Source organism: Polynucleobacter victoriensis, from assembly GCF_900187875.1.
Classification (GTDB): domain Bacteria; phylum Pseudomonadota; class Gammaproteobacteria; order Burkholderiales; family Burkholderiaceae; genus Polynucleobacter; species Polynucleobacter victoriensis.
This window is the reverse complement of record NZ_FYEX01000002.1, coordinates 272927-299516: the sequence shown is the minus strand read 5'-3', so window position 1 is coordinate 299516 and position 26590 is coordinate 272927. Positions and strand designations below refer to the sequence as shown.

The following is a 26590-nucleotide window of genomic DNA, read 5'->3' as shown; positions in this document are numbered from 1 at the left end:
GGCTATGACAGCCCAATCTCCTTATTAATTATGCGTTTATTCTCGCACATTCGAGGTGCTTTAGCTCAGATTGAAGAGGGCTCTAGGATTTTTTCAAATGCTCTTCAACGCCCTTATTAGCAAGGGCATCCGCTAGTTCATTGCCAGGGTGGCCAGCATGACCTTTGACCCAGTGCCAATCAATTTCGTGTTTGCCTAAAAGATGATCAATTTCTTGCCATAAATCGACATTTTTAACGGGATCTTTCCCAGCAGTTTTCCAGCCCCTGGCTTTCCAACCTCCCATCCACTCTGTAACACCTTGCATGACATATTTGGAGTCTGTGTAGAGACTGATATGGCAGGGCAGCTTTAGAGCTTTGAGAGCTTGTATGACGGCGGTCATTTCCATACGGTTATTGGTAGTAAGGGTCTCGCCGCCGTACAAATGTTTTTCTTTGTCACCTGATTTCAATACCACCCCCCAGCCACCTGGGCCAGGATTGCCCTTGCAGGCGCCATCTGTATAGATGGTTACTTTGCCTTTGGTTGGGGCTGCTTCAGTCATTGATTTCTTTCAGCGGAGGTTTGAAGGAGGTTTGTTGTTGGTGACCACCCAAGTTAGCCACAGGGTTCAATTGTGCCTGTGTTGCTGGCGAGGTTTTCTCAATTCGACCCACCAAGGTGAGGGTAGAGGTGCGTTTGATGGCTGAGACAATAAATACTGAGCCTAAAACTGGCCACCAGCGATCGCCCGCTTTTTCTAAAAAGCCCATCTTTTGCATGCCTGATGCACTTCTGAGTGGTAAGCGGTAGCAGCCAAAACGACCGCGATCAACCGCAAAGTCGAGTAATTTAAGCCAGTCTTTGATTCTTAATAAATCAATGAACTTACCCTCACGTGGCAAATAGGGTTGACCAATCAGGTGACTGCAATATTGTCTTAATCCCCAAAGGCTTGCTGGGTTAAAGCCAGAGATCACAACGCGTCCCTCGGGCATCAAAATGCGGTTGACTTCTCTTAAAACGGCGTGAGGATTGTCTGCAAATTCAAGGACATGAGGCAAAACTACCAAATCGATACTTTGGCTTGCAAAGGGTAATTCTTCGGGTATGCCGTTGATGGTGTGCCAAGAATCTGGTGTGTGGTCGCCGGGTTTATCGTGCGGCGCTCTCAAAATCATCTGTAGCGGCATCCTGTTTTCTTTGAGCGCTGGCAGTTGAGGTAAGCCTATTTGTAGTGCATGGTAGCCAAATATATCGCTCACAATGTGGTCAAATTGAGTCTGTTCCCATTCCAAGACATATTGTCCTGGGGGCGAGCTTAGCCATGCATCCCAAGATGTCCAGGGTGCTTTAACTGTTGAAGTAGGCTTAGCTTGACTCATAAATGATTTGATTGTGATGCCTGCTAAAAATATATTACAAGTTCAACCGATTGCGGCATATGACGATAACTATATTTGGTTAGTGTCAGATGGTCATTGTGCCGTAGTTGTTGATCCAGGTGATGCGCAACCTGTGATTGCTTATTTAAAAGAGCATCAATTGAGATTGCAAGCTATTTTAATCACGCATCACCATGCTGATCATGTGGGTGGAATCACTGATTTATTGACATGGGCTAGCACCAGTCAACAACATGCACCTGTTGTGTATGGCCCAGCTTTAGAAGACATTCCTAATGTTAGTGACCCTTTGATGCAGGGTGACACCTTACACATTGCGCCATTCGTCCCTGAGTTCTGGGTGATGGGGGTGCCAGGACATACCGCAGGGCACATTGCTTACTTTTTAAATAATGGCTCTACTCAACATTTGTTTTGTGGTGACACATTATTTGCCTCTGGTTGTGGTCGTCTATTTGAGGGTACGGCTACACAAATGTTTGACTCCTTAACTAAGTTAAAAAATCTGCCTGAAACCACACTGGTGCATTGTGCTCACGAGTACACCTTATCTAATATAAAATTTGCTTTGGCTGTTGAACCAGATAACCAAGATTTGTTGGATTGGCAGTCAAGAGCGCAAGCTTTAAGAAAAGTTGGTAAGCCAACGGTGCCAACCACTATTGCACACGAGAAGCGTGTGAACCCTTTTTTAAGATGTGAGTATTCATCGGTGATTCGTTCTGTATCAACTCAAGTAACGCTAAGTGACCAAGGCCCGGTGAGTGTTTTTGCCGCCCTACGCGCTTGGAAGGATGTCTTTAAGTGATGTGGACGCGCGCACTGAAAATTACTTTGCCACTACTCGTGGCATTAGTTTTTACTGGGTGTGCAACAACATCTCAGGAGTGGAGCAGTGATGTTCCAAATGTTAATAAATCCACCAAAGCTAAGCGGGCGCCAAAAGTTAATATTGATAAAGAATCCGTTGATTCTTTGAGTGCGCCATACAGTGATTTATGGGATCGAATTCGTGATGGTTTTGAATTAGAAGTTGCAGACGATCCGTTGGTAATTAAACATGTGCGCTGGTATGCCGATCGACCTGATTATGTTGATCGCATGATGTCTCGTTCTTCCCGTTATCTCTTTTATATTGTTGAAGAGGTAGAGCGTCGCAAGATGCCTATGGAATTAGCACTTTTGCCATTTATCGAAAGTGCTTTTAATCCCGGCGCATATTCCAGAGCAAAGGCCTCTGGTATGTGGCAGTTCATGCCTGCTACTGGTAAAGATTTTAAGCTGACGCAAAACGTATTCAGAGATGAGCGTCGTGATGTGATTCAGTCGACTGATGCGGCATTGGACTATCTGCAACGCCTCTACAAAATGTTTGGTGATTGGCAGTTGGTCTTGGCAGCATACAACTGGGGTGAGGGCAATGTTAGTAAGGCCATTAAGCGTAATCAAGCGCAGAATTTGCCAACAGATTATGCAAACTTAAAGATGCCAGATGAGACGCGTAACTATGTTCCGAAGTTATTGGCAGTCAAAAAAATCGTGCTTGATTCAAAAGCTTATGGTTTAACGCTCCCTAAACTTCAAAACCATCCTTACTTTGTAGTGGTGACTACCTCTAAAGATGTGGACGTGAGCTTGGCAGCGCAGTTCGCTCGAATGACAGTTGAAGAGTTTCGCGCCATGAACCCATCGTTTAATAAGCCTGTGATACTCGGTGCTAGTGAGCCGCAGATTTTGCTTCCTTATGGCCGTGCTCAATCCTTTCAAGAGAATATGAATGCCTATAAGGGCCGTTTATCTTCTTGGACGGCAATACGTTTGGGGGCAAGGGAAACTGTTGATCAATTGGCAACACGCTTGAATGTGGAAGCCCATCAAATTCGTGAAATCAATGACATTCCTAAGGGGATGAGGATCAAGGCTGGCTCTACAGTGATCGTGCCTAAAGTGGGTAAGAGTAAAGATGTGCCAGAACACTTAGCCAACAATACAACCCAGTTGCTCCTGGAGAAAGAGGTGGCAGCGAAGAAAAAGGGCGCCAAGAAAAAAGGTGCGGGAGATAAAGGTGGGGCTAAAAAAACCGCTTCAAACAGTGGCGCCAATAAAAAAGCTACCAGCAAGCCAAAAAATAAGGCCGAGTCAAAGGTCGCCTCTAACAGTAAAAAATCTAATTAAGTTCAAGAATTTAGGCGAATTTAGACGGCCTACCTAGGGTGAATCCCTGATGTGTCAGACCCAAGTCAGCCTTGGGTCGCAAATTTATCGGTTTACGAATTCGTCATCTGTTGATTTAGGGAGAGTTGTATGTCTGCTTACAAGGCATTTCATGAGCGTTCAGTGAAAGATCCACAAGGTTTTTGGGCGGAACAAGCGCAGTTAATCGAATGGCAAAAGCCGTTTGATCAAGTATTGGATTACAGCAATCCACCATTTGCTAAGTGGTTCGTTGGTGGCAAAACAAATTTATGTCACAACGCAGTGGATCGTCATCTAAAAGATCGTGCAGACCAGCAAGCTTTAATTGCTGTTTCAACAGAGACAGATCAAGAGAAAACATACACATTCAAAGAACTTCATACTGAAGTTAACAGAATGGCAGCCATCCTTAAGGCCAATGGTGTGGTTAAGGGTGATCGAGTATTAATTTATATGCCAATGATCGCAGAAGCATGTTTTGCGATGTTGGCTTGTGTGCGTCTGGGCGCCATTCACTCAGTGGTGTTTGGTGGTTTTGCTTCACACAGCTTAGCTTCACGTATTGATGATGCTAAGCCTAAGATGGTGATCTTGGCTGATGCAGGCGCACGTGGTGGCAAGCCTGTACCGTACAAGCCATTACTAGACGAAGCGATTACTTTGTCTGCACACAAACCTGAAAAAGTTTTGTTGATTGACCGCAAACTAGTTGAGTACAACAAGGTAGCTGGTCGTGATCTTGATTATGCGACTGAGCGCGCCAAGGTAATGGATGCGCAAGTGCCATGTGAGTGGTTAGATGCAACTGATCCTTCATACATCTTGTACACATCAGGTACAACAGGTAAGCCAAAAGGCGTACAACGTGACACAGGTGGTTACGCAGTGGCATTGGCTGCATCAATGCGTCACATCTATGGTGGCAAACCTGGTGAAGCGATGTTCACAACATCTGACATTGGTTGGGTGGTAGGTCACAGCTACATTATTTATGGCCCATTGCTAAACGGTATGGCAACCATCATGTATGAAGGTACGCCATTGCGTCCTGATGCTGGTATTTGGTGGCAATTGGTTGAGAAGTACAAAGTATCTGTAATGTTCTCTGCACCAACAGCAGCACGTGTATTGAAAAAACAAGATCCTGCTTTCTTAACAAAGTACGACCTATCAACATTGCGCTCAGTGTTCTTGGCGGGTGAGCCATTGGATGAGCCAACAGCTACTTGGTTACATGGCGCGATCAACAAACCAATCGTGGATAACTACTGGCAAACAGAAACTGGTTGGCCAATGCTTGCATTGCAACGCGGTATCGAAGTGATGCCTCATAAGTTCGGTTCTCCTGGTGTGCCTGTTTATGGTTACAACATGAAATTGTTGGATGACTCAACAGGTGCTGAGTTGGGTGCTGATCAAAAAGGTGTGGTGGCTATTGAAGGCCCATTGCCTCCAGGATGCATGCAAACAGTTTGGGGTGATGACGAGCGTTTCGTTAAAACTTATTGGCAAACAGTGCCAGGCAAAATGGTTTACTCAACATTTGACTGGGGTATTAAAGACAAGGATGGCTACTTCTTCATCTTGGGTCGTACCGATGACGTGATCAACGTAGCTGGTCACCGCTTAGGTACCCGCGAGATTGAGGAAAGCATCTCTAGCCATCCAAACGTGGCTGAAGTTGCTGTGGTGGGTATTGAGGACAAGTTGAAGGGTCAGGTAGCGATTGGTTTTGCCATTGCTAAAGACGCTAACAACACGGCTACTCTTGAGGCTGAGATTCTAAAAACAGTAGATTCTCAATTGGGTGCTGTGGCTAGACCTGCTCGTGTTTATATCGTGGCAGCTTTACCTAAGACTCGTTCTGGCAAGATCGTGCGTCGTGCTTTACAAGCGGTTGCAGAAGGTCGTGACCCTGGTGATTTGAGCACTTTGGACGATCAAAGCGTATTGGCACAAATTAAAACTTTGTTTGGTGCCTAATCTAAGCCGGCTATACATCTAGCTAAAACTCAGTAAGTACTTGAATAAAGGGGGAATTTTCCCCCTTTATTCATTTCTAATTTAGGGTTATTACCGAGCTAAAGCCCCCGGTAAGGTATAATTCATTGGTTAAATTATTAGATACTTGCCCTAGCGCTTAAAGACACATATACCTCCCGAAAATTCTCAGACCGGAGGTGTCTTTTCCGGATGAGGGATGTGTCGGATGGCAGCAGGGCTTTGGAGAATACCTTTGCTGCCACTAATTCCTTCTTTACCCCCAGCAGTTTTGGCACTAGCCGATGGAACCATTTTTTCTGGTTACAGCATCGGCGCAGTTGGTCAATCAGCCGGTGAGGTTGTTTTCAATACCGCTTTAACTGGATATCAAGAGATCCTAACTGATCCAAGTTACACCCGCCAATTGGTGACTTTGACTTACCCGCACATTGGTAACGTGGGTGTGAATGATCAAGATTGCGAATCAACAAAAATATATGCAGCCGGTTTAATCATCAAAGACTTATCTTTGATTGCTTCAAATTTCCGCTCTGAAAAAACTCTCACAGACTATCTAACTGGTGAAAACGTTGTTGGTATCGCTGGTATTGATACGCGTAAGTTGACACGTATTTTGCGTGACAAAGGTGCTCAACCTGGCGCGATTGTGGCTGGTAAGGTGGGTGACACAGTAGAAGCTTTGACTGAAAAAGCGCTTGCAGCAGCTAAAGGTTTCTCAGGCATGGCAGGCTTAGATTTAGCTCAAGTTGTGACAACTCCAACTGCTTATGAATGGACTGAAGGCGAGTGGGGTTTGAATGCAGTTAATGGCAAACCTGGTTTTAAGAAACTAGAAAAACCTCTCAAACACGTGGTGGCCTATGACTTTGGTGTGAAGCGCAATATTTTGCGCATGCTCACAGAGCGTGGTTGCAAAATCACTGTGGTGCCTGCAAAGACTCCTGCTGCTGATGTATTAGCGATGAAGCCAGATGGCGTGTTCTTATCAAATGGCCCTGGAGATCCGGAGCCTTGCGATTATGCGATTGCCGCAGCCAAAACTTTTATTGATAAAGGCATTCCAACATTTGGTATCTGTTTAGGTCATCAGATCATGGGTTTGGCGTCAGGTGCCAAAACTCTCAAAATGAAATTTGGTCATCATGGCGCTAATCATCCAGTGAAAGACTTGGATGATGGTCGCGTTGTGATCACTTCACAAAACCACGGCTTTGCTGTGGATGCAGCAACATTGCCAGCGAATGTAAGACCAACGCATGTGTCTTTATTTGATGGTTCATTACAAGGTTTGGCTTGGACAGATAAGCCAGCTTTTTGTTTCCAAGGTCACCCAGAAGCTTCGCCAGGACCGCATGACATTGCCTACCTGTTTGATCGCTTTATTAAATTGATGTGAGATTGACGAATGCCTAAGCGTACCGACATAAAAAGTATTTTAATTATTGGCGCAGGTCCAATCGTCATTGGACAAGCTTGCGAATTCGACTACTCTGGCGCACAAGCTTGTAAAGCTTTGCGTTCAGAAGGTTACAAAGTTATTTTGGTTAACAGCAATCCTGCGACCATCATGACTGACCCAGAAATGGCAGATGTGACATACATCGAGCCAATTACATGGGAAGTTGTAGAGCGCATCATTGCTAAAGAAAAACCAGATGCCATTTTGCCAACCATGGGCGGTCAAACTGCTTTGAACTGTGCTTTGGATTTACATAGAAATGGTGTTTTAAAGAAATACGGTTGCGAACTAATTGGCGCTTCTCCTGAGGCAATTGATAAAGCAGAAGATCGTCAAAAGTTCAAAGAGGCGATGACCAAAATTGGTTTGGGTTCTGCTAAGTCTGGCATTGCGCATTCTTTGGAAGAGGCTCATGCAGTTCAGCAACAAATTGCCACTGAAACTGGTGGTGCAGGTTATCCAGTGATCATTCGTCCATCATTCACGATGGGTGGATCGGGTGGTGGTATTGCTTATAACCGTGAAGAATTCGAAGAAATTTGCAAACGTGGTCTAGACCTTTCGCCTACTCGTGAGCTCTTAATCGAAGAGTCTTTGTTGGGTTGGAAAGAGTATGAGATGGAAGTGGTGCGTGACCGTAAGGACAACTGCATCATTGTTTGTTCGATTGAAAACTTAGATCCAATGGGTGTTCATACCGGTGACTCAATCACTGTGGCCCCAGCTCAAACATTGACGGATCGTGAGTATCAAATTCTACGTAACGCCTCTTTAGCAGTTTTGCGTGAGATTGGTGTTGATACGGGTGGTTCGAACGTTCAGTTCTCAATCAATCCAGTAGATGGTCGCATGATCGTGATTGAGATGAACCCACGTGTATCTCGCTCATCTGCCTTGGCATCTAAAGCAACTGGTTTCCCAATTGCAAAAATCGCTGCGAAATTGGCAGTTGGTTTCACCTTAGATGAATTACAGAACGACATTACTGGTGGTAAAACACCTGCGTCGTTTGAGCCATCTATTGACTACGTTGTTACTAAGATTCCTCGCTTTGCTTTTGAAAAGTTCCCAGCAGCTGATAAGCGTTTAACAACGCAAATGAAGTCTGTGGGTGAGGTGATGGCGATTGGTAGAACATTCCAAGAATCATTCCAAAAAGCCTTGCGTGGCTTGGAGGTTGGTGTTGATGGTCTTGATGAAAAATCAACAGACCTTGATGAGATCACCCAAGAGATTCGTGAGCCTGGCCCAGATCGCATTTGGTATTTGGGAGATGCTTTCCGTTTAGGCATGACAGAACAAGAGGCATTTGCTCATACAGCCATTGATCCTTGGTTCTTGGCACAAATTTCCGAATTAATTCAGATTGAGAAAAAATTACAAGAGCGCCAATTAAAAGACTTAAGCGCACAAGAGTTGCGTTTTGTGAAACAAAAAGGTTTCTCAGACCGTCGCTTAGCGAAATTGTTAAAGACTGATGCAAAAGCTGTGCGTGAAGCACGCCATGCATTAAAAGTAAGACCTGTTTATAAGCGTGTGGACACATGTGCTGCTGAGTTCTCAACCAACACTGCTTACATGTACTCTTGCTATGAAGCAGAACATGGTGAGTGTGAGTCTTGGCCTACTGGCAAAGAAAAAATCATGGTGTTGGGTGGTGGTCCAAACCGTATTGGTCAGGGTATTGAGTTTGACTATTGCTGTGTGCATGCTGCCTTGGCGATGCGTGATGATGGTTATGAAACCATCATGGTTAACTGCAACCCAGAAACAGTTTCTACTGACTATGACACTTCTGATCGCTTGTACTTTGAGCCATTAACTTTAGAAGATGTATTGGAAATCGTTGCGATTGAAAAACCAAAAGGCGTGATTGTTCAATACGGTGGTCAAACTCCATTGAAATTGGCTTTAGATTTGGAGGCTAATGGCGTACCTATCATTGGTACAAGCCCAGACATGATTGACGCTGCAGAAGACCGTGAGCGTTTCCAAAAGTTATTGCAAGATTTGGGTTTACGTCAGCCACCAAACAGAACTGCTCGTACAGAGCCAGAAGCTTTGAAGTTGGCTGATGAGATTGGTTATCCATTGGTGGTTCGCCCATCTTATGTGTTGGGTGGTCGTGCCATGGAAATCGTTCATGATGGTCGTGACCTAGAGCGTTACATGCGTGAGGCTGTAAAAGTTTCTAATGACTCTCCAGTATTGCTAGATCGTTTCTTGAACGATGCGATTGAGTGTGATGTGGACTGTATTTCTGATGGTAAGCGTGTATTCATTGGTGGTGTGATGGAGCACATTGAACAAGCCGGTGTTCACTCAGGTGACTCAGCATGTTCATTACCGCCTTATTCATTATCAAAAGAAACAGTGGATGAGATGCGTCGTCAAACAGCCGCCATGGCTAAAGGTTTGAATGTGGTTGGTTTGATGAACGTACAGTTTGCGATTCAGCAAGTCGATGGCAAAGACATTGTTTACGTATTAGAAGTTAACCCACGTGCTTCTAGAACTGTTCCATATGTATCAAAAGCAACAGGTTTGCAATTGGCAAAAATTGCAGCGCGTTGTATGGCTGGCCAAACTTTGGATCAGCAAGGTATTGGTGAAGAAGTAATTCCTCCGTATTTCTCAGTTAAAGAAGCGGTATTCCCATTCAACAAGTTCCCTGGTGTTGACCCAATTCTTGGACCTGAGATGCGTTCAACGGGTGAGGTGATGGGTGTTGGTCGAACATTCGGTGAAGCACTCTTCAAATCTCAATTGGCTGCAAGCACCACATTGCCAAAATCAGGCACGGTACTTTTAACTGTAAAAGACAGTGACAAGGCTAAAGCTGTTGAAGTGGCAGAAATGCTCAACAGCATGGGTTATTCAATTGTTGCCACTCAAGGTACTGCAGCTGCTATTGAAGCAGCAGGTGTGCCTGTGAAACGTGTGAACAAAGTTAAGGACGGTCGTCCGCACATTGTTGACATGATCAAGAATGGTGAGATTGCTTTGGTATTTACAACGGTAGATGAGACAAGAACAGCGATTGCTGATTCAAGATCGATTCGTACCACTGCTCAGGCTAACCGTGTCACGTATTACACAACGATCAGCGGTGCTAAAGCAGCGGTTGCAGGTATTAAGGCAATTGATCAATTAGAGGTTTATGACTTGCAAGGCTTGCACGCATCGATTGACTAAGCAAGATTGCAAAAAGAAATTAATTTAGAAGGTTAGAAGTGACTATGAGTACGATTCCTATTACTAAGCGTGGTGCAGAGCTATTAAAAGAAGAGTTGCATCGCTTAAAGCACGTTGAGCGTCCGTCTGTGATCAATGCAATCTCTGAGGCTCGCGCACAGGGCGATTTGTCTGAAAACGCAGAATACGATGCTGCTAAAGAAAAGCAGGCTTTCATTGAAGGTCGTATTCAAGAGTTAGAAGGTAAGTTATCTGCTGCGCAGATTATTGATCCATCCACATTGGATGTGGAAGGTCGTATTGTGTTTGGCGCCACTGTTGAATTAGAAGATTTAGAAGATGGCAAGAAAGCTATTTATCAAATCGTGGGCGATGACGAAGCTGATTTAGAAAATGGAAAAATTTCTATCAGTTCACCAATAGCTAGAGCGCTCATTGGTAAAGAAGAGGGTGATGTAGCAACATTCTCATCACCGGGTGGCAGTCGCGAAGTGGAAATTTTGAGCGTTAATTACGTTTAACCACCAATAATGACGATTTAAGTCAACGCAACATGCACATCACTGCCCAAAGATTATTTGTATTCATACTGACTCTTTGGGTGGGTAGCATCATCACGGTGGGCTATATCGTTGCCCCCACATTATTTGCAACACTCACAGATACGCAAGTGGCCGGAATGGTGGCTGGAAGCTTGTTTCGTATTGAAGGCACCATTAGCATGGTTGTGAGTGTCGCTTTAATCGTTTTTGCTAATTTGCTAGTTAAGCGTGGACTAAATAGATACCGTCAAGTGCGTTGGTATTTGTTGGCGATGTTGATTTGTGCTGCGGTGGTGGCGTTTGTTTTGCAGCCGATGATGAATGCTCTAAGAGAAGAGGCCTTGAGTCATGGCTTTCCAGTGATGCTCTCACCACTGGCTAAATCATTTGGTCAATTGCATGGCATTTCTAGTACTTTGTACTTTCTGCAATCGCTGATTGGTTTGATCTTATTGTGGCGCTTGAGTAAGCCCATAGATTTAACCACTACTGAGGTAGTGGCTAAATCCAATTAAATAAGCAGAATTAAAACAACAGAATTAAATAAACAGAAATGAGATTAGCCTAGCTGGCGCTTCTTTGCGCTAACTTGGCGTGGCTTAGCGCGTTTGACTTGACCGCCGGCAGCAACACGTTGATTACCTAAAACAGTTGTTGCAACTGGTTTTGGTCGGCGTTGTGGATTGCGTGTGAACTTCTTCACCATCACGACTTTAGGGCCACCATTTTTACTGCGGCGCTTGTCTTCTGTTTCTTTTTCTACCTTTGGTCGGAAAAGAACCAATAATTTGCCGATGTGTTGAATAGGGGCTGCGCCCAATTCTTCGCATAATTGGTTATAGATGGCCACACGTGCTTCGCGGTCGTCACCAAACACACGTACTTTGATTAGGCCGTGAGACTTAAGACCGTTATTCACTTCTTTAACGACTGCTGGCGTTAAGCCATCAGCACCAATTAAAACAATTGGTTTTAACGCGTGAGCGTCTGAGCGGAGTGCCGAGCGTTCGGCAGAGGATAATTCGAGTATTGGCATAGATATTTCTTCGGAAGACCTCCATGATAAGCCATTAAATTGGTAAGTATTAGGGGCTTTGGCAAAAAGAGCGGAAAATAGCGCTTTAAATAGTAAAAATGCTGGAAGTAGGTAGTAGTGGCAAAGAATAAATTCAATAAAGATTGGTTGAACGACCACCTCAATGATCCTTACGTCAAAATGGCGCAAAGGGAGGGGTATCGTGCTCGCGCAGCCTACAAACTAAAAGAAATTGATGAGCAAGATCGTTTAATTGGACCAGGCATGGTGGTGGTCGATTTGGGTAGTACGCCAGGTAGTTGGTCGCAGTACACCCGTAATCGTTTGGTTGAGTTTGGCAAGAAGAATCCAGATACGCCAGATGGCAAGCCATTTGGCACCATTGTGGCGATTGATATTTTGCCCATGGAAGAGATTGCAGATGTAACGTATTTGCAGGGAGACTTTAGGGAAGAAGAAGTTTTAAGGCGTTTTGAAGCTTTATTGCCAGGCAATCCCGAGGATGGCCCTAGAGTGGATTTGGTTCTCTCTGATATGGCTCCTAATCTATCCGGGGTCTCAACTGCTGATGCAGCCAGAATGGGTCATTTGGCAGATTTGGCACTTGAATTTGCCCAGGCTCACTTAAAGCCTAACGGCGCTTTATTGATTAAATGCTTTCATGGCAGTGGCTACAGCCAAATCGTGGAGTCATTTAAAAGGGTGTTCAAGGTGGTTTCTCCCAGAAAACCGAAGGCATCTCGAGACAAGTCTGCTGAGACTTTCTTGTTAGGAAAACATCTTAAGTGAGCAAAAACTCCCTAAAACCACAATAAATACTAGGAAATAGCACTTTTTTAAGTTCGGCACTTGAAAAAGGGAGGGAGTAGAATCATATGTGTATAGATATAAGTGCCTTAAGGAGGCTTTGTGAACAATAATTGGATGCAGAAAGTTGGTGTGTGGCTTGTTGTGGGCCTCGTGCTGTTCACTGTTTTCAAACAATTTGATAAGCCTCGTAATCAGGATAACGTGACTTACTCTCAATTCATGGAAGACGCCAAAAATGGCAAAGTGAAGAGAGTTGACGTTCAGGGTCGCAACATTCAAGTGACACCTGCTGATGGCCAGAAATATTCAGTCATTAGCCCAGGCGATATTTGGATGGTCGGTGACTTGATGAAATTTGGCGTACAAGTAACTGGTAAAGCAGAAGAAGAGCAAAGTCTTTTAGTGTCTGCTTTGTACTACTTAGGCCCAACATTATTGATCATTGGTTTTTGGTTCTTGATGATGCGCCAGATGCAAGGTGGTGGCAAAGGAGGCGCTTTCTCTTTTGGTAAATCACGTGCACGCTTAATTGATGAAAATACCAATGCGATTACTTTTGCTGATGTGGCTGGTTGTGATGAGGCCAAAGAAGAAGTATTTGAGTTGGTTGATTTCTTAAAAGATCCAACTAAGTTCCAAAAATTGGGTGGTCACATTCCAAGAGGTGTGCTCTTAGTAGGCCCTCCTGGTACAGGTAAAACATTATTGGCTAAAGCGATTGCTGGTGAAGCCAAAGTGCCATTTTTCTCAATTTCTGGTTCAGACTTCGTAGAGATGTTTGTGGGTGTTGGTGCTGCACGTGTGCGTGACATGTTTGAGAACGCGAAGAAGCAAGCTCCATGCATCATCTTTATTGACGAGATTGATGCGGTTGGTCGTCATCGTGGCGCAGGTATGGGTGGTGGTAACGATGAGCGCGAGCAAACCTTGAACCAAATGTTGGTTGAGATGGATGGCTTTGAGCCAAACAGTGGCGTGATCGTGATTGCTGCTACGAACCGTTCTGATGTTTTGGATAAAGCGTTGTTACGCCCAGGTCGTTTCGATCGCCAGGTGCATGTTGGTTTGCCTGATATTCGTGGTCGCGAACAAATTCTTAAAGTGCACATGCGTAAGGTACCTATCAACAGTGACGTTGATGCGGCTGTTTTGGCGCGTGGTACACCAGGTTTCTCAGGCGCTGATCTTGCCAACTTGGTCAATGAGTCTGCATTGTTTGCTGCGCGTCGCAACAAGCGCACGGTAGACATGCAAGATTTTGAAGATGCTAAAGACAAGATCTACATGGGTCCTGAGCGTAAGTCTGCAGTGATGCGTGAAGAAGAGCGTCGTAATACGGCCTATCACGAGTCAGGCCATGCAGTGGTAGCAAAAATGTTACCTAAGGCAGATCCTGTTCATAAGGTCAGCATCATGCCGCGTGGTTGGGCATTGGGTGTGACATGGCAGTTGCCTGAGCATGATCGTGTGAACATGTACAAAGACAAGATGCTTGAAGAGATCTCTATCTTGTTTGGTGGTCGCTTGGCTGAAGAGATTTTCTTGAACTCAAGCAGCACCGGTGCATCAAATGACTTTGAGCGTGCTACAAAAATGGCCCGTGACATGGTGACTCGTTACGGTATGAGTGAAGTATTGGGTACGATGGTTTATGTTGATCCTGATCAGCAAAGCATGTTTGGTCCAGTGAGCTCAAAATCTGTTTCTGAAGCCACACAACAAAAAGTGGATATTGAGATTCGAGCGATTCTTGATAAACAATATGCTGTGGCTAAGAAGATTCTTGAAGAGAATCGTGACAAGGTTGAGGTAATGGTGAAAGCCTTGCTTGAATGGGAGACCATTGATGCAGACCAGGTGAACGACATCATGGCTGGTAAAGAGCCTCGCCCACCAAAGTATCCTCCTAGTGCACCGAAGAGTGGTGGTGGCACAGGCGGTACACCAGTGGTTGCTGAAGGGGGCGCCCCAGCGGCGGCTTAATGAGTAAGCAGAACATAACGCCCGTGGCATGGCGCTGCGGGCGTTTTCTTTTTGATTGGAGCCAAAGGCGCGCTCCGATTGTCATGGGCATATTGAACGTGACGCCCGATTCATTTTCTGATGGTGGTCAATTTGCGCATCGTGATGCTGCGTTAAGGCATGCTGATGAAATGATCGCGCAAGGCGCAGAGATGATTGATGTAGGTGGTGAGTCTAGTCGCCCTGGTTCTGAGCCTTTGGCACTACAAGAAGAACTTGATCGAGTGATGCCAATTCTGGAAGTTCTAAAAGATGCACCGGTGGCTATCTCGGTTGATACCTATAAAGCTAAAGTTATGAGGGCAGCTGTTGATTTAGGCATTGATTGCGTGAATGACATTTGGGCTTTTAGACAACCTCATGCGATTGAAGCAGTGGCTAATAGTCAGTGTGGTGTGATGCTCATGCACATGCAAAAAGATCCAGCAACCATGCAATTTGACCCGCATTACGAAGACGTGGTGGCTGAGGTGAATGGCTTTTTGATGGAGCGTTGTGTTGCATTAGAAGATGAGGGGATTGCTAGAGAGCGTTTAGCAATCGATCCTGGTTTTGGATTTGGAAAAACTGTAGAGCACAACATGACCATGTTGGCTCATTTCCATAAGTTTTGTATGCACGACATGCCAGTGGTTGCTGGTCTGTCTAGAAAGTCTAGTTTGGGTGCCATCACGGGGAAAGACACTCAGCATCGTCAGACTGCCAGCGTGGCAGCAGCCTTGATGGCCTTGGAGCGTGGCGCCAAGATTTTGCGTGTTCATGATGTCAGCGAGACCATTGATGCAGTCAAAATCTGGGTTGCCACCCAAGATTGCTTATAAAATACAGATATGACACGTCAATATTTCGGTACCGATGGAATTCGTGGGGAAGTCGGCAAGTTTCCGATTGTTCCTGATTTTGTAATGCGCTTAGGTTACGCAGCAGGTCAGGTGTTAGCAAAGAATGCACCAACGCATGGCAAACCGACAGTATTGATTGGTAAAGACACTCGTGTATCGGGCTATTTATTAGAAGCTGCCTTAGAGGCTGGTTTCTCAGCAGCTGGTGTTGATGTGATGTTATGTGGCCCGATGCCAACACCCGCAATTGCTTATCTCACCAGAGCACTCAGATTGTCTGCTGGTGTAGTGATTTCTGCTTCACACAATCCCTATCACGACAACGGCATTAAGTTTTTCTCAGCCAATGGCGATAAATTAGATGATGCTATCGAACTACAAATCGAAGCAGCTTTGAATGAGCCAATGAATTGTGTTGATTCTGCGCACTTAGGTAAAGCCAAGCGCTTGGATGATGCAGCGGGTCGTTATATTGAGTTTTGTAAAAGTACCTTTCCTAATCATTTAAACCTTCATGGTTTGAAGTTAGTGCTTGATTGTGCCCATGGTGCTGCGTATCACATCGCGCCACATGTGTTTCATGAGTTGGGTGCTGAAGTTATCTCTATTGGCGTGCAGCCAAATGGTAAAAATATCAATGATGGTGTGGGCGCCACAGCACCTCAAGCTTTGATTGAAAAAGTCAAAGAAGAAAAAGCTGATTTAGGTATTGCTTTGGATGGTGATGCTGATCGTTTGCAATTGGTGGATGCCAGTGGCAGAGTTTTTAACGGTGATGAGCTGCTTTACTTAATCGCTAAATCTAGAAAAGATGCCGGCGAAAAAGTCGATGGTGTGGTTGGCACCCTTATGACCAACATGGCTGTAGAGAAAGCGATCGAAGCAGAAGGCATTCTCTTTACAAGAGCTAAAGTCGGTGACCGTTATGTGCTTGAACAGTTAAAAGAGAAGAACTGGCTTTTAGGTGGCGAGGGTTCTGGTCATTTAATTTGCTTGGATAAGCACACCACGGGTGATGGCATTGTTGCGGCTCTTCAGGTCTTAACAGCTATGAAGCAGGGCAATCAAACATTGGCTCAGCTTTTGCAAAAAGTAACGCTTTTCCCACAAACGTTAATCAATGTGCGTTACAAGCAAGGTTATCAGTGGCAATCTGATGCCAACATGAAAGAGGCTATTGCCAATGCAGAGCAACACTTGGCGGGTAGCGGTAGGGTATTGATCAGAGCTTCTGGAACCGAGCCCTTATTAAGGGTGATGGTTGAAGCTTCTGATGCGCAGATGGCCAAAGACCATGCGCAAAAAATTGCGAGTGTGATACCCACTTAATTGAGTGGGTATCAACAATCACTCTTTGCTAATTACTTCTTTTTCTTATCTTTCTTTTTATTTTTCTTAGACTCTTTTTTTAGTTTCTTATTATCGCCATTGGCATAAACGCACCACTTTTTGATTTCTTCCAATAATTCGTCGAGATCTTCGTATGACAATTCTTTGAAATTAATCAGTCCAATCGAACCAGTTTCTTGTAATTGTTTAACTGCATCTTCATATGTATACATAGTCACTCCCTTGTTCTAAGTAGAGTTTGCTGATTCGATGTGACGCTTTCAAGACAAATAAGTCAATTCATCGAAATTTCATATAAATGCCTTAGTTGGGTGCCTTGTCACAAGAGTGACATATATTTCCATTATTATGGAAATATGAAAAACATAGACGCCGTTCAATCTTTTTTAGCCCTGGGTCAAGAATCAAGGCTCAATGTCTTTCGCCTGATAGTTCAAAAAGGCGGTCAAGGTATCACGCCTTCGGAAATTAAAGAGACGCTTGGCATTCCTGCGGCCACCTTGTCGTTTCATCTAAAAGAGTTATACCAAGCGAATCTCATTTTGGTTGAACGACAAAGTAGGAACTTAGTTTATCGACCTAACGCAGATCAAGTTCAAGAGTTAATGGATTTCTTGTTATTTAACTGTTGTGGTGGGCAATCGTGTGCGCCAACCATTAAATTAAATCAACAATAAATAGGTGAACCGTGAAGCAATACAACATTCTTTTTTTGTGTACTCACAACTCAGCGCGATCTGTTTTGGGTGAGGCACTTGCATCAACGCACCAAAGTGGTCGCTTTGTCGGTTACTCAGCAGGATCTACACCTGGTACAAATGTGAATCCATTTGCTAGAGAATTAGCAAAAGAAATGGGTTACCCAGAAGAAAAGTTGAGATCAAAAAGTTGGGATGAGTATGGTTTGTCAGATGCACCGCAGATGGATTTCATCATCACAGTATGTGACAACGCTGCAGGTGAGCAGTGCCCATTTTGGCCAGGTAAACCAGCTACAGCGCATTGGGGCTACACAGACCCATCGCAAGCTCAGGGAACGGATGATGATAAGCGTCAAGCCTTCAAAGAAGTGATGGTTGGACTCAGAAAGCGCTTAGATATCTTAGCTGCTTTGCCATTGGAAAGATTAGATGCAATGAGCATTCAGGCGGAGTTAAAGAAAATAGCAAGCGCAAAATAAAAGAAAACAAAAAAATAAATCAAAAACAATATAAAAGAAAACATCATGAGTATTTTTGAGCGTTACTTAACCCTTTGGGTTTTTTTGTGCATTATCGTTGGCGTCATCGCTGGCCAACTCATGCCTGAAACTTTTCAGGCGATTGGTGGTTTAGAGTTTGCCCAGGTTAATTTGCCTGTTGGTCTTCTTATTTGGGTGATGATTGTTCCGATGTTGGTAAAGGTCGACTTTAAAGCCATGCATCAAGTGAAAGATCACATTCGCGGTATTGGCGTTACTTTATTTATTAATTGGCTAGTTAAGCCATTCTCAATGGCATTTTTAGCTTGGTTCTTTATTCGTCAATTATTTGCGCCGTACTTGCCAGCAGATCAAATCGATAGTTATGTGGCGGGTTTAATTCTATTGGCTGCTGCGCCTTGTACTGCGATGGTATTTGTATGGAGTCGTTTAACCAATGGTGATCCGTTGTTCACCTTGTCTCAAGTAGCCTTGAATGACGCCATCATGGTGGTGGCATTTGCACCGTTGGTCGCATTTTTGTTGGGTATGTCAGCGATTGTGGTGCCTTGGGATACTTTGGTCACATCGGTAGTCTTATATATCGTCATTCCGGTGTTGCTCTCTCAATGGTGGCGCGCATCCTTGCTATCTCGTGGTCAGGATTCGTTTGATCAAGCCATGAAGAAAATCGGTCCTTGGTCTATCACTGCATTATTAGCAACCCTGGTTCTATTATTTGCGTTTCAGGGAGAAGCCATCATCAACCAACCGCTGGTGATTGCTTTGTTAGCTGTGCCCATTTTGATTCAGGTGTTGTTTAATTCTTCATTGGCTTACTGGCTTAATCGGCGTTTTGGGGAAAAGCACAGCGTGGCTTGTCCATCAGCTTTGATTGGGGCATCTAACTTCTTTGAGCTGGCTGTGGCTGCTGCGATCAGTCTGTTTGGATTCCACTCAGGTGCGGCGTTGGCAACTGTGGTGGGTGTCTTAATTGAGGTACCTGTCATGCTATTGGTAGTAAAAGTGGTGAACCAATCTAAAGGCTGGTACTGCAAGGAAATATAATTTTTCAAGACAAATAACTAATTTGTCACATTTTGGTTGTAAATTCGCAGGATGCTTAAAAATACCCGTCTTCTCTTTTTGATTGCGTCATCATTTGTTAGCAGCATAGCTTTTGCTGCAAGACCGATGATGACAGATGATGCTCGCATTGTTGATCCACAATCTTGTCAGTTAGAGTCTTGGGTAAAAACCTACCAGCATCACAATGAGTATTGGGCGTTACCAGCATGTAATCCACTGGGTTATTTTGAGCTAACCCTCGGTGGATCGAAGGTCACTGGTGAGGATAGATCAACGCCATCTGATCGTGTGATTCAAGCCAAGACTATTTTTCGTGAGTTAAAGCCTAATGGTTGGGGTATTGGTTTGGCAGTGGGTAATAGCCACCATTTCAGTACTACTCAAAATAGAAGTAATCATGATGTTTATGGTTATGTGCCAATCACATGGTCATTTAATGATGATCAACAACTCATACATCTTAATTTGGGTGGTGCAAAAAAAGAGCTGGATCATTCCTTTAAGAGAACTTGGGGTTTGGGTTCTGAGTTTGAAGTGGCACCCAATACATATTTAATAGCTGAAACTTTTGGTGAGGATGCTAGTAAGCCTTCTTATCAAGCAGGCGTCAGACATTGGTTACTGCCTAACAAATTTCAGGTTGACGTGACCACTGGTACAAAATCATCCTATAACACTCAAAACAGATGGTTTTCACTGGGTATTCGCCTACTTCTAGGCAATTAAGCTTACCTGCCATAAAAATTAAGTAATTGATTTAATTGAATATTTTTAGCATCAATTAAATTTAAATCCTCTAATTGTGAATGTCATAAAACTTTCACAATTGCTAGGTATCTTCCCTTATGTCGCAATGTGCGTCATAGAAAGAGGAAGATATATGAAAGCGTTATTTACAAAATCATTAGTTGCAGGTGCGATTGCACTTTCAACAGTTACAACAGCTATTGCAGCCGACATCACAGGCGCTGGCGCTACTTTCCCTTACCCAATTTATGCAAAATGGGCTGAGGCATACAAAGCTAAAACAAAAACTGGTTTGAACTATCAATCAATCGGTTCATCTGGTGGTATCAAGCAGATCAAAGCTAAAACTGTAGACTTTGGCGCATCAGATGCCCCAGTGAAGTTTGAAGATCTAGAAAAAGATGGTTTGGTTCAGTTCCCAGCGATCATTGGTGGTGTTGTGCCAGTGGTAAATATCGATGGTTTGAAGCCAGGTCAATTAAAAGTAACTGGTGATGTTTTGGCACAAATTTTCATGGGCTACATCGTTAACTGGAGCGACAAGCAAATTGCTGCTTTGAACCCAGGTGTTAAGTTGCCTAACGAAAGCATCACAGTTGTACACCGTGCTGATGGTTCTGGCACAACAGCAATCTTTACTGACTACTTGGCTAAAGTAAATCCAAAGTGGAAAGAAATTGTTGGTTCAGGCGCTGCTGTTAAATGGCCAGCTGCATCATCAATCGGCGGTAAAGGTAACGAAGGTGTTGCTGCTAACGTTAACCGTGTAAAGAACTCAATTGGTTATGTTGAGTATGCATACACAAAGAAAAACAATATGACTTTCTTGGAAATCAAAAACCAAGCTGGTCAATTTGTGGCTCCTGATGATGAAACATTTGCTGCAGCTGCTGCAGGTACAGATTGGTCAAAAGTTCCAGGTATGGGTACATTCATTACCAATGCTCCTGGTGCTAAATCATGGCCAATCACTGGCGCATCATTCATCTTGATGTACAAGCAACCTGAAAACAAAGCTAATTCAGCTGAAGTGATCAAGTTCTTTGACTTTGCTTTCAAAGAAGGTAAGAAGATGGCTGCTGAACTAGATTACGTTCCAATGCCTGACGCAACAACAGACTTCATTCGCAAGAATGTTTGGACAAAGATCAGCACGAAGTAATCGTAGTTATAGATTTAAGAATATTTAATCGGTAAGGCCAAAGCCCGCATGTGCGGGTTTTGGTTCAAACGTTAGGATGAATATGAATACCAGTCAGTCTTCTGACATGTTGACACCGCAAGCAGAAAAAATTCTGAAGATGCAAAGGCTTCAGGATTTTGTTTTTCATCAGTCAACATTATTTTTTGCTCTTTCAGTGCTTGTGGCACTTATTGGCATCATTATTTCTTTGGTCATTAATGCGTGGCCTGCGTTACGTGAGTTTGGATTAGGTTTTTTCTTCACGATTGAGTGGGACATTATTAATGGTCAGTTTGGTGGTTTGATTGCTGTGTTTGGCACAGTAGTAACTGCTTTTATTGCACTCATCATTGCAGTGCCTTTAAGTTTTGGTGTGGCAGTATTTTTAACAGAAACTTGCCCTGCGCAATTAAGACGTCCTTTGGGTACGGCTGTTGAGTTATTGGCTGCGGTGCCATCGATCATTTACGGCATGTTTGGTTTATTTATTTTTGCGCCATTATTTGCGCAATACATACAGCCTGCCTTGGCAGCTACCTTTGGCCAAATCCCAGTGCTTGGATATTTGTTTTCTGGTGCTTTTAATGGCATTGGTATTTTGTGTGCTGGCTTGATTCTGGCCATGATGATTTTGCCTTTCATTGCTTCAGTGATGCGGGATGTATTTGAGGTAGTTCCTCCGGTATTAAAAGAGTCTGCTTATGGCATTGGTTGCACAACTTGGGAAGTTGTGAACAAGATTGTCTTGCCATACACCAAGACCGGTGTGATCGGTGGTGTGATGTTAGGTCTTGGTCGTGCCTTGGGTGAGACCATGGCTGTAACCTTTGTGATTGGCAACGCGCATAAGTTAAGCGCTTCTTTGTTCTCCCCAGGTAACTCAATTGCCTCAACATTAGCTAATGAGTTTGGTGAAGCCGAGCCAGGCTTGCATTACTCATCTCTATTTGCTTTAGGTTTGGCCTTGTTCGTGATCACATTCATTGTTTTGGCATTGGCGAAGATCATGTTGGCTCGCATGGAAGCAGGACAGGGTAAGAAAACATGATGAATACTTCTAACTTTAATCAAGCGATTTACAAGCAACGTAAACGCAGCAATTGGATTGGTCTGACTTTATCCATGGGCGCCATGGTGCTCGGTATGATCTTCTTGTTGTGGATTCTAAGTGTGCTATTTATCAAGGGCTTCTCAGCAATTGATTGGAATATGTTCACGCAAAGTACTCCAGCGCCAGGTTCAGATGGCGGTGGTTTGGCTAATGCGATTGTTGGTAGCTTATTGATTGTCACAACCTGTACTTTGATTAGTACGCCAATTGGTGTGATGGCAGGTATCTATTTGTCTGAATATGGTGCTAAGAGCAAGATTGCATCGATCACGCGTTTTGTGAATGACATTATGTTGTCAGCACCATCAATTGTGATTGGTTTGTTTGTGTACGCCGTATTAGTTGCTCAAGTAAGGCACTTTTCTGGTTGGGCTGGCACGATTGCCTTGGCATTAATTGCCATCCCAGTGGTGGTGAGAACTACTGAGAACATGTTGCAATTGGTGCCTGGTAGCTTGCGAGAGGCTGCTTACGCATTGGGTGCGCCTAAGTGGAAAGTGGCATTTTCGGTAACACTTAAAGCAGCGCAGAGTGGTGTGATCACTGGTATTTTGTTGTCATTAGCTCGCGTGAGTGGTGAAACAGCACCTTTGTTATTTACAGCATTAAATAACCAATTCTTCTCTACCAACATGAATGCACCAATGGCTAACTTGCCAGTGGTGATTTTCCAATTTGCCATGAGCCCCTATGACAACTGGGTTGACTTGGCATGGGGTGCGGCGTTGTTAATTACTTTTGTAGTTCTCGGTCTGAACGTTTTGACTCGAGTAGTTTTTAGGAAAAAAGTTCAAAGTTAATCAAAAAAATGAGAAATAAATTTGATACCGAAACAATTCAAGGAAATATGATGAGTGAAATGAATACAAACCAACCGGCAGCTCTGAAGAATGCCCTAGAAATTAAAAATCTTAATTTCTACTATGGCTCATTTCAGGGATTGAAGAATATCAATCTTGATATTGCTGAAAAGCACGTAACAGCTTTCATTGGCCCATCTGGTTGTGGCAAATCAACATTGCTTAGAACCTTAAACCGTATGTATGACCTTTATCCTGGTCAGCGCGCAGAAGGTGAAATTAACTTCTATGGCCAAAACATCTTAGATCCTAAGCAAGACTTGAACCTTTTGCGTTCTAGAGTTGGCATGATTTTCCAAAAGCCAACACCATTCCCAATGTCTATTTATGACAACATTGCATTTGGCGTGAAGTTATATGAGTCACTCTCTCGTGCTGAGATGGATGAGCGTGTAGAGTGGTCTTTAACTAAAGCCGCTTTATGGGGTGAGGTAAAAGACAAGCTTAATCAAAGTGGTTTGTCATTATCAGGTGGTCAGCAACAACGTTTGTGTATTGCTCGTGGTGTAGCGGTAAAGCCATCAATTCTTCTATTAGATGAACCAACTTCAGCTTTGGATCCAATATCCACAGCAAAAGTAGAGGAATTGGTACACGAACTTAAAAAAGACTATACGATTGCAATCGTGACGCACAATATGCAACAAGCTGCACGTGTATCTGATTTCACAGCTTATATGTATTTGGGTGAAATGGTTGAATTTGGCAAAACAGACGAATTGTTTATTAAGCCAAAACGTAAAGAGACAGAAGATTACATTACTGGCCGTTTCGGTTAAGTAACTATAAGAATTAGGAGATAGATATGCCAGATAAACACTTATCCTCACAATTTGACGCTGACCTAAACTCAGTATGTGGCAAATTATTAGAAATGGGCGGCTTGGTAGAGTCACAGGTTTCTATGGCAATGCGTGCATTTGCCCAGTTAGATGCTGAATTAGCAGATCAGGTGATGGACCGCGAGCGTGAAGTCAATGACTTTGAAATCACGATTGACTCAGCTTGTACAGAATTGATCGCACGTCGCCAGCCAACTGCTAGAGACTTGCGTTTGGTGATGGCTGTTTCAAAAGCCATTACTAACTTAGAGCGTGCTGGTGATGAAGCTGATCGCATTGCAAGAAGAACAAAACATATTTTGGAAGACAGCGCCTCACACAGCATTAATACTGCAGAAATCAGATTGTCTGGCCAAATGGCGATTTCATTGTTACGTCGTAGCTTGGACTGCTTTGCACGCCTTGATACGAAGGTGGCTGCTGAAGTGGTGAACGAAGACAAGCAGATTGATGAAGAATTCAGAGCGTTTGTGCGTAAGTTAACAAGCTACATGGCTGAAGATCCAAGAACAATTTCTGTTGGCTTGGATATGTTGTCAATTGCTAAAGCAGTTGAGCGTATTGGTGATCATGCCAAGAACATTGCTGAATTTGTTATCTACATCGTTAAGGGTACAGACGTGAGACATTTGCCTCACGAGCAACTCACACAAGAGGCGAATAGCTAATTTATGGCAAGTAGTATCTTGATCGTTGAAGATGAGCCGTCAATTTCAGAGTTGATTGCTGTTAACTTATCTCATGCAGGCTTTTTGCCTGTAAGAGCTTTTCAGACTGAGCAAGCATCTCAGCTCATGAAGGAAGTCCTGCCAGACTTAGTCGTTTTGGATTGGATGTTGCCAGGTAAGTCGGGCGTTCAGTTTGCTAAAGAGTTGCGTGCCAATGAAAGAACAAAAGATATTCCTATCATTTTGTTAACGGCGCGTAGTGAAGAGATGGATAAGATTGCTGGTCTTGAGGCGGGTGCTGATGACTATGTGACCAAGCCATTCTCACCTAAAGAGTTAGTGGCGCGTATCAAGGCAGTATTAAGAAGACGCTCTCCACAGTTGGCTGATGAAGTGGTGCAAATTGGTAGTTTGCGTATTGATCCTGTTGCACATCGAGTGATGGCTGTAGATGGTACTAATGAGGTTGCCATAGACTTGGGTCCAACCGAATTCAGATTGCTACATTTCTTGATGACTCATCCTGAGCGCGTGCACTCAAGAGGTCAGTTATTAGATAAAGTTTGGGGTGACCATGTGTTTGTTGAAGAGCGAACAGTGGACGTTCATATTAAGCGTTTAAGAGCTTCTTTAGCGCCAACAAACTGCCAAAACCACATCGAAACAGTACGTGGCAGTGGCTATCGTCTGACCAAAAATCCGGTCAATTAATTCATTTTGCGGTATTGATTCAAGCCAAGCCCTCAGAGGCTTGGTAAGATTCGTCTTATGCTTAACTTGCGCACCAGGCTCATCGTAATTACTTTCATCACCCTTGTTATTTCTTGGGTGATGGGCGAGGCGTTTTCAGCCACGGTGGGATGGATGACTGCAGTCATTTGTTTAGCACTTTTGTTGATTCATCAACTTTGGCACGCCTCTAAGTTGACCGTATTGTTGCTGTCGCCTAGCTATGGTGAAGTGCCAGTGGCCATGGGTATTTGGGGGGAAATCTATTACCGTCTCCATAAGCTAGTTAAAGGTTGGCGTGATCAGGTGTTAGAAGTGGAGCAGCAGCACCAACGTTTTATCCAGGCTATTCAGGCTTCACCCAACGGTGTGGTGATGCTTAATGAAGAGGATCAGATTGAGTGGTGCAATGCAATTGCTGAGAAACATTTTGGTTTAAATGCCAGACGTGATGCGATGCAGCGCATCACCCACATTCTCAGAAAGCCGGCGTTTGTTCAATACATTATTCGACAAAACTACCGTGAACCAGTCAAGCTTACTGGTATGGGTGATTTTGAGCAGTTCTCATTAGAAGTCCAAATTTTTCCTTATGGCGACAAGCAGAAGTTGGTCTTGTCTCAAGATATTTCTCAAATTGAGAAAACAGATGCCATGCGACGAGACTTTGTGGCAAACGTTTCTCATGAACTTAAAACTCCGCTGACTGTTTTGGCAGGATTTTTAGAAACAGTCTCTGAACTAGATTTAAATGAAGAAGAGCGCGATCGGTATTTAGAAATGATGTCTGTGCAAACTGGCAGAATGAAAACGCTGGTCGAAGACCTATTGACCTTAGCAAAACTAGAGGGCAATCCAGAGCCACCAATTTCTCAAGTGGTGAATATGCCCAACATGTTGGCGCGCCTTAAGTTGGATGCTGAGGGACTATCTCAAGGCAAGCATCAAATTAGTTTTGATCAGAGTAGCGATAAAAATATTTTGGGCGATGACTTGGAGTTGTATTCAGCGTTTGGCAACTTGGTATCAAACGCTGTGCGTTATACACCTGAGGGTGGCAAAGTTTGTGTGACTTGGGCGCAGATTGGTGAAGAGATTGAGCTCTGCGTATCAGATACTGGTCCTGGTATTGCGGCAGAGCATATCCCTAGATTGACGGAGCGTTTTTATAGAGTTGATCGAAGTAGATCAAGAGAAACCGGTGGTACTGGTTTAGGTATGGCGATTGTGAAGCACGTTATTAACCGCCATCATGGTGAGCTGAAAATTGAGTCAACAGTAGGTGTGGGAAGTCGATTCTGCTTAGTGTTTCCTAAGCAGAGAATCGCTCCTTAAAC

26 protein-coding genes are annotated in these 26590 nt (G+C 43.9%); 22 read left to right on the top strand and 4 right to left on the bottom strand.

The features are described 5' to 3' along the window. Nucleotides 1-82 precede the first annotated feature (82 nt). Nucleotides 83-547 (bottom strand): ribonuclease HI, encoded by a 465-nt coding sequence (gene rnhA / locus CFR83_RS07845; RefSeq protein WP_088813505.1) that lies wholly within the window; start codon nt 545-547, stop codon nt 83-85. After that, the gene (locus CFR83_RS07840; protein WP_088813504.1) at nt 540-1367 is read right to left on the bottom strand and encodes a class I SAM-dependent methyltransferase; all 828 of its coding nucleotides are present in this window, start codon (nt 1365-1367) and stop codon (nt 540-542) included. The genes rnhA and CFR83_RS07840 overlap by 8 nt, the downstream gene beginning before the upstream one ends. 16 nt (nt 1368-1383) lie before the next feature. On the opposite strand from CFR83_RS07840, the gene gloB reads away from it, so the two are divergent. The 7 genes from gloB to CFR83_RS07805 all read left to right on the top strand — a co-directional run bounded on the left by gloB (nt 1384) and on the right by CFR83_RS07805 (nt 11299). Then, the gene (gloB, locus tag CFR83_RS07835) at nt 1384-2196 is read left to right on the top strand and encodes a hydroxyacylglutathione hydrolase (RefSeq protein ID WP_088813503.1); all 813 of its coding nucleotides are present in this window, start codon (nt 1384-1386) and stop codon (nt 2194-2196) included. Further along, nucleotides 2196-3563 carry a transglycosylase SLT domain-containing protein gene (locus CFR83_RS07830; RefSeq protein WP_088813502.1) on the top strand — a complete coding sequence of 456 codons (1368 nt, stop codon included), beginning with the start codon at nt 2196-2198 and terminating at the stop codon, nt 3561-3563. Before gloB ends, CFR83_RS07830 begins: the two co-directional genes overlap by 1 nt. 129 nt (nt 3564-3692) lie before the next feature. Beyond that, a complete protein-coding gene (locus tag CFR83_RS07825) occupies nt 3693-5567 on the top strand; it encodes a propionate--CoA ligase (protein WP_088813501.1) in 1875 nt (624 codons plus the stop codon). A gap of 226 nt (nt 5568-5793) precedes the next feature. Continuing rightward, a complete protein-coding gene (gene carA, locus CFR83_RS07820; RefSeq protein WP_088813500.1) occupies nt 5794-6984 on the top strand; it encodes a glutamine-hydrolyzing carbamoyl-phosphate synthase small subunit in 1191 nt (396 codons plus the stop codon). A gap of 9 nt (nt 6985-6993) precedes the next feature. Beyond that, the gene (gene carB / locus CFR83_RS07815; RefSeq protein WP_088813499.1) at nt 6994-10242 is read left to right on the top strand and encodes a carbamoyl-phosphate synthase large subunit; all 3249 of its coding nucleotides are present in this window, start codon (nt 6994-6996) and stop codon (nt 10240-10242) included. Nucleotides 10243-10286: 44 nt separating this feature from the next. Then, on the top strand, nt 10287-10763 hold the full coding sequence (greA, locus tag CFR83_RS07810) for a transcription elongation factor GreA (RefSeq protein WP_088813498.1): 477 nt from the start codon (nt 10287-10289) through the stop codon (nt 10761-10763). A gap of 32 nt (nt 10764-10795) precedes the next feature. Beyond that, entirely contained in the window at nt 10796-11299 is a 504-nt protein-coding gene (locus tag CFR83_RS07805) for a DUF4149 domain-containing protein (protein WP_088813497.1), read from the top strand. A 44-nt stretch (nt 11300-11343) separates the two neighbouring features. Here CFR83_RS07805 and CFR83_RS07800 read toward each other — a convergent pair whose 3' ends face one another. Beyond that, entirely contained in the window at nt 11344-11820 is a 477-nt protein-coding gene (locus CFR83_RS07800) for a YhbY family RNA-binding protein (protein WP_088813496.1), read from the bottom strand. A gap of 117 nt (nt 11821-11937) precedes the next feature. Here CFR83_RS07800 and CFR83_RS07795 point away from each other — a divergent pair, with 117 nt between their 5' ends. The 4 genes from CFR83_RS07795 (at nt 11938) to glmM (ending at nt 16823) form a co-directional block, all read left to right on the top strand. Then, a complete protein-coding gene (locus tag CFR83_RS07795) occupies nt 11938-12609 on the top strand; it encodes an RlmE family RNA methyltransferase (protein ID WP_088813495.1) in 672 nt (223 codons plus the stop codon). Between the two features lie 120 nt (nt 12610-12729). Next, nucleotides 12730-14613 carry an ATP-dependent zinc metalloprotease FtsH gene (gene ftsH / locus CFR83_RS07790; RefSeq protein ID WP_088813494.1) on the top strand — a complete coding sequence of 628 codons (1884 nt, stop codon included), beginning with the start codon at nt 12730-12732 and terminating at the stop codon, nt 14611-14613. Continuing rightward, nucleotides 14613-15473 carry a dihydropteroate synthase gene (gene folP / locus CFR83_RS07785; RefSeq protein WP_207758578.1) on the top strand — a complete coding sequence of 287 codons (861 nt, stop codon included), beginning with the start codon at nt 14613-14615 and terminating at the stop codon, nt 15471-15473. Before ftsH ends, folP begins: the two co-directional genes overlap by 1 nt. A gap of 9 nt (nt 15474-15482) precedes the next feature. Beyond that, entirely contained in the window at nt 15483-16823 is a 1341-nt protein-coding gene (gene glmM, locus CFR83_RS07780; protein WP_088813493.1) for a phosphoglucosamine mutase, read from the top strand. A gap of 32 nt (nt 16824-16855) precedes the next feature. Here glmM and CFR83_RS07775 read toward each other — a convergent pair whose 3' ends face one another. Then, nucleotides 16856-17056, bottom strand: a complete 201-nt coding sequence (locus CFR83_RS07775) for a hypothetical protein (RefSeq protein WP_088813492.1) — start codon at nt 17054-17056, stop codon at nt 16856-16858. Nucleotides 17057-17200: 144 nt separating this feature from the next. Here CFR83_RS07775 and CFR83_RS07770 point away from each other — a divergent pair, with 144 nt between their 5' ends. From CFR83_RS07770 to phoR, 11 genes are all read left to right on the top strand, one after another. Then, complete coding sequence (locus CFR83_RS07770) at nt 17201-17521, top strand: ArsR/SmtB family transcription factor (protein ID WP_088813491.1); 321 nt, start codon at nt 17201-17203, stop codon at nt 17519-17521. Between the two features lie 11 nt (nt 17522-17532). Next, nucleotides 17533-18024 carry an arsenate reductase ArsC gene (locus tag CFR83_RS07765; protein ID WP_088813490.1) on the top strand — a complete coding sequence of 164 codons (492 nt, stop codon included), beginning with the start codon at nt 17533-17535 and terminating at the stop codon, nt 18022-18024. A gap of 45 nt (nt 18025-18069) precedes the next feature. Next, nucleotides 18070-19092, top strand: coding sequence for an ACR3 family arsenite efflux transporter (gene arsB, locus CFR83_RS07760; RefSeq protein ID WP_088813489.1), 1023 nt, complete (start codon nt 18070-18072; stop codon nt 19090-19092). 51 nt (nt 19093-19143) lie between these two features. Next, the gene (locus CFR83_RS07755; protein WP_088813488.1) at nt 19144-19839 is read left to right on the top strand and encodes a hypothetical protein; all 696 of its coding nucleotides are present in this window, start codon (nt 19144-19146) and stop codon (nt 19837-19839) included. Between the two features lie 154 nt (nt 19840-19993). After that, the gene (gene pstS / locus CFR83_RS07750; protein WP_088813487.1) at nt 19994-21022 is read left to right on the top strand and encodes a phosphate ABC transporter substrate-binding protein PstS; all 1029 of its coding nucleotides are present in this window, start codon (nt 19994-19996) and stop codon (nt 21020-21022) included. Nucleotides 21023-21104: 82 nt separating this feature from the next. After that, nucleotides 21105-22091 (top strand): phosphate ABC transporter permease subunit PstC, encoded by a 987-nt coding sequence (pstC, locus tag CFR83_RS07745; protein ID WP_088813486.1) that lies wholly within the window; start codon nt 21105-21107, stop codon nt 22089-22091. Beyond that, nucleotides 22091-22954, top strand: coding sequence for a phosphate ABC transporter permease PstA (gene pstA, locus CFR83_RS07740; protein WP_423808385.1), 864 nt, complete (start codon nt 22091-22093; stop codon nt 22952-22954). Before pstC ends, pstA begins: the two co-directional genes overlap by 1 nt. A gap of 59 nt (nt 22955-23013) precedes the next feature. Beyond that, entirely contained in the window at nt 23014-23793 is a 780-nt protein-coding gene (gene pstB / locus CFR83_RS07735; RefSeq protein ID WP_207758577.1) for a phosphate ABC transporter ATP-binding protein PstB, read from the top strand. Between the two features lie 26 nt (nt 23794-23819). Further along, complete coding sequence (gene phoU / locus CFR83_RS07730) at nt 23820-24524, top strand: phosphate signaling complex protein PhoU (protein ID WP_088813484.1); 705 nt, start codon at nt 23820-23822, stop codon at nt 24522-24524. A 3-nt stretch (nt 24525-24527) separates the two neighbouring features. Further along, on the top strand, nt 24528-25235 hold the full coding sequence (phoB, locus tag CFR83_RS07725) for a phosphate regulon transcriptional regulator PhoB (RefSeq protein ID WP_088813483.1): 708 nt from the start codon (nt 24528-24530) through the stop codon (nt 25233-25235). A gap of 57 nt (nt 25236-25292) precedes the next feature. Beyond that, nucleotides 25293-26588, top strand: a complete 1296-nt coding sequence (gene phoR / locus CFR83_RS07720; protein ID WP_088813482.1) for a phosphate regulon sensor histidine kinase PhoR — start codon at nt 25293-25295, stop codon at nt 26586-26588. The last annotated feature ends 2 nt before the right edge of the window (nt 26589-26590 follow it).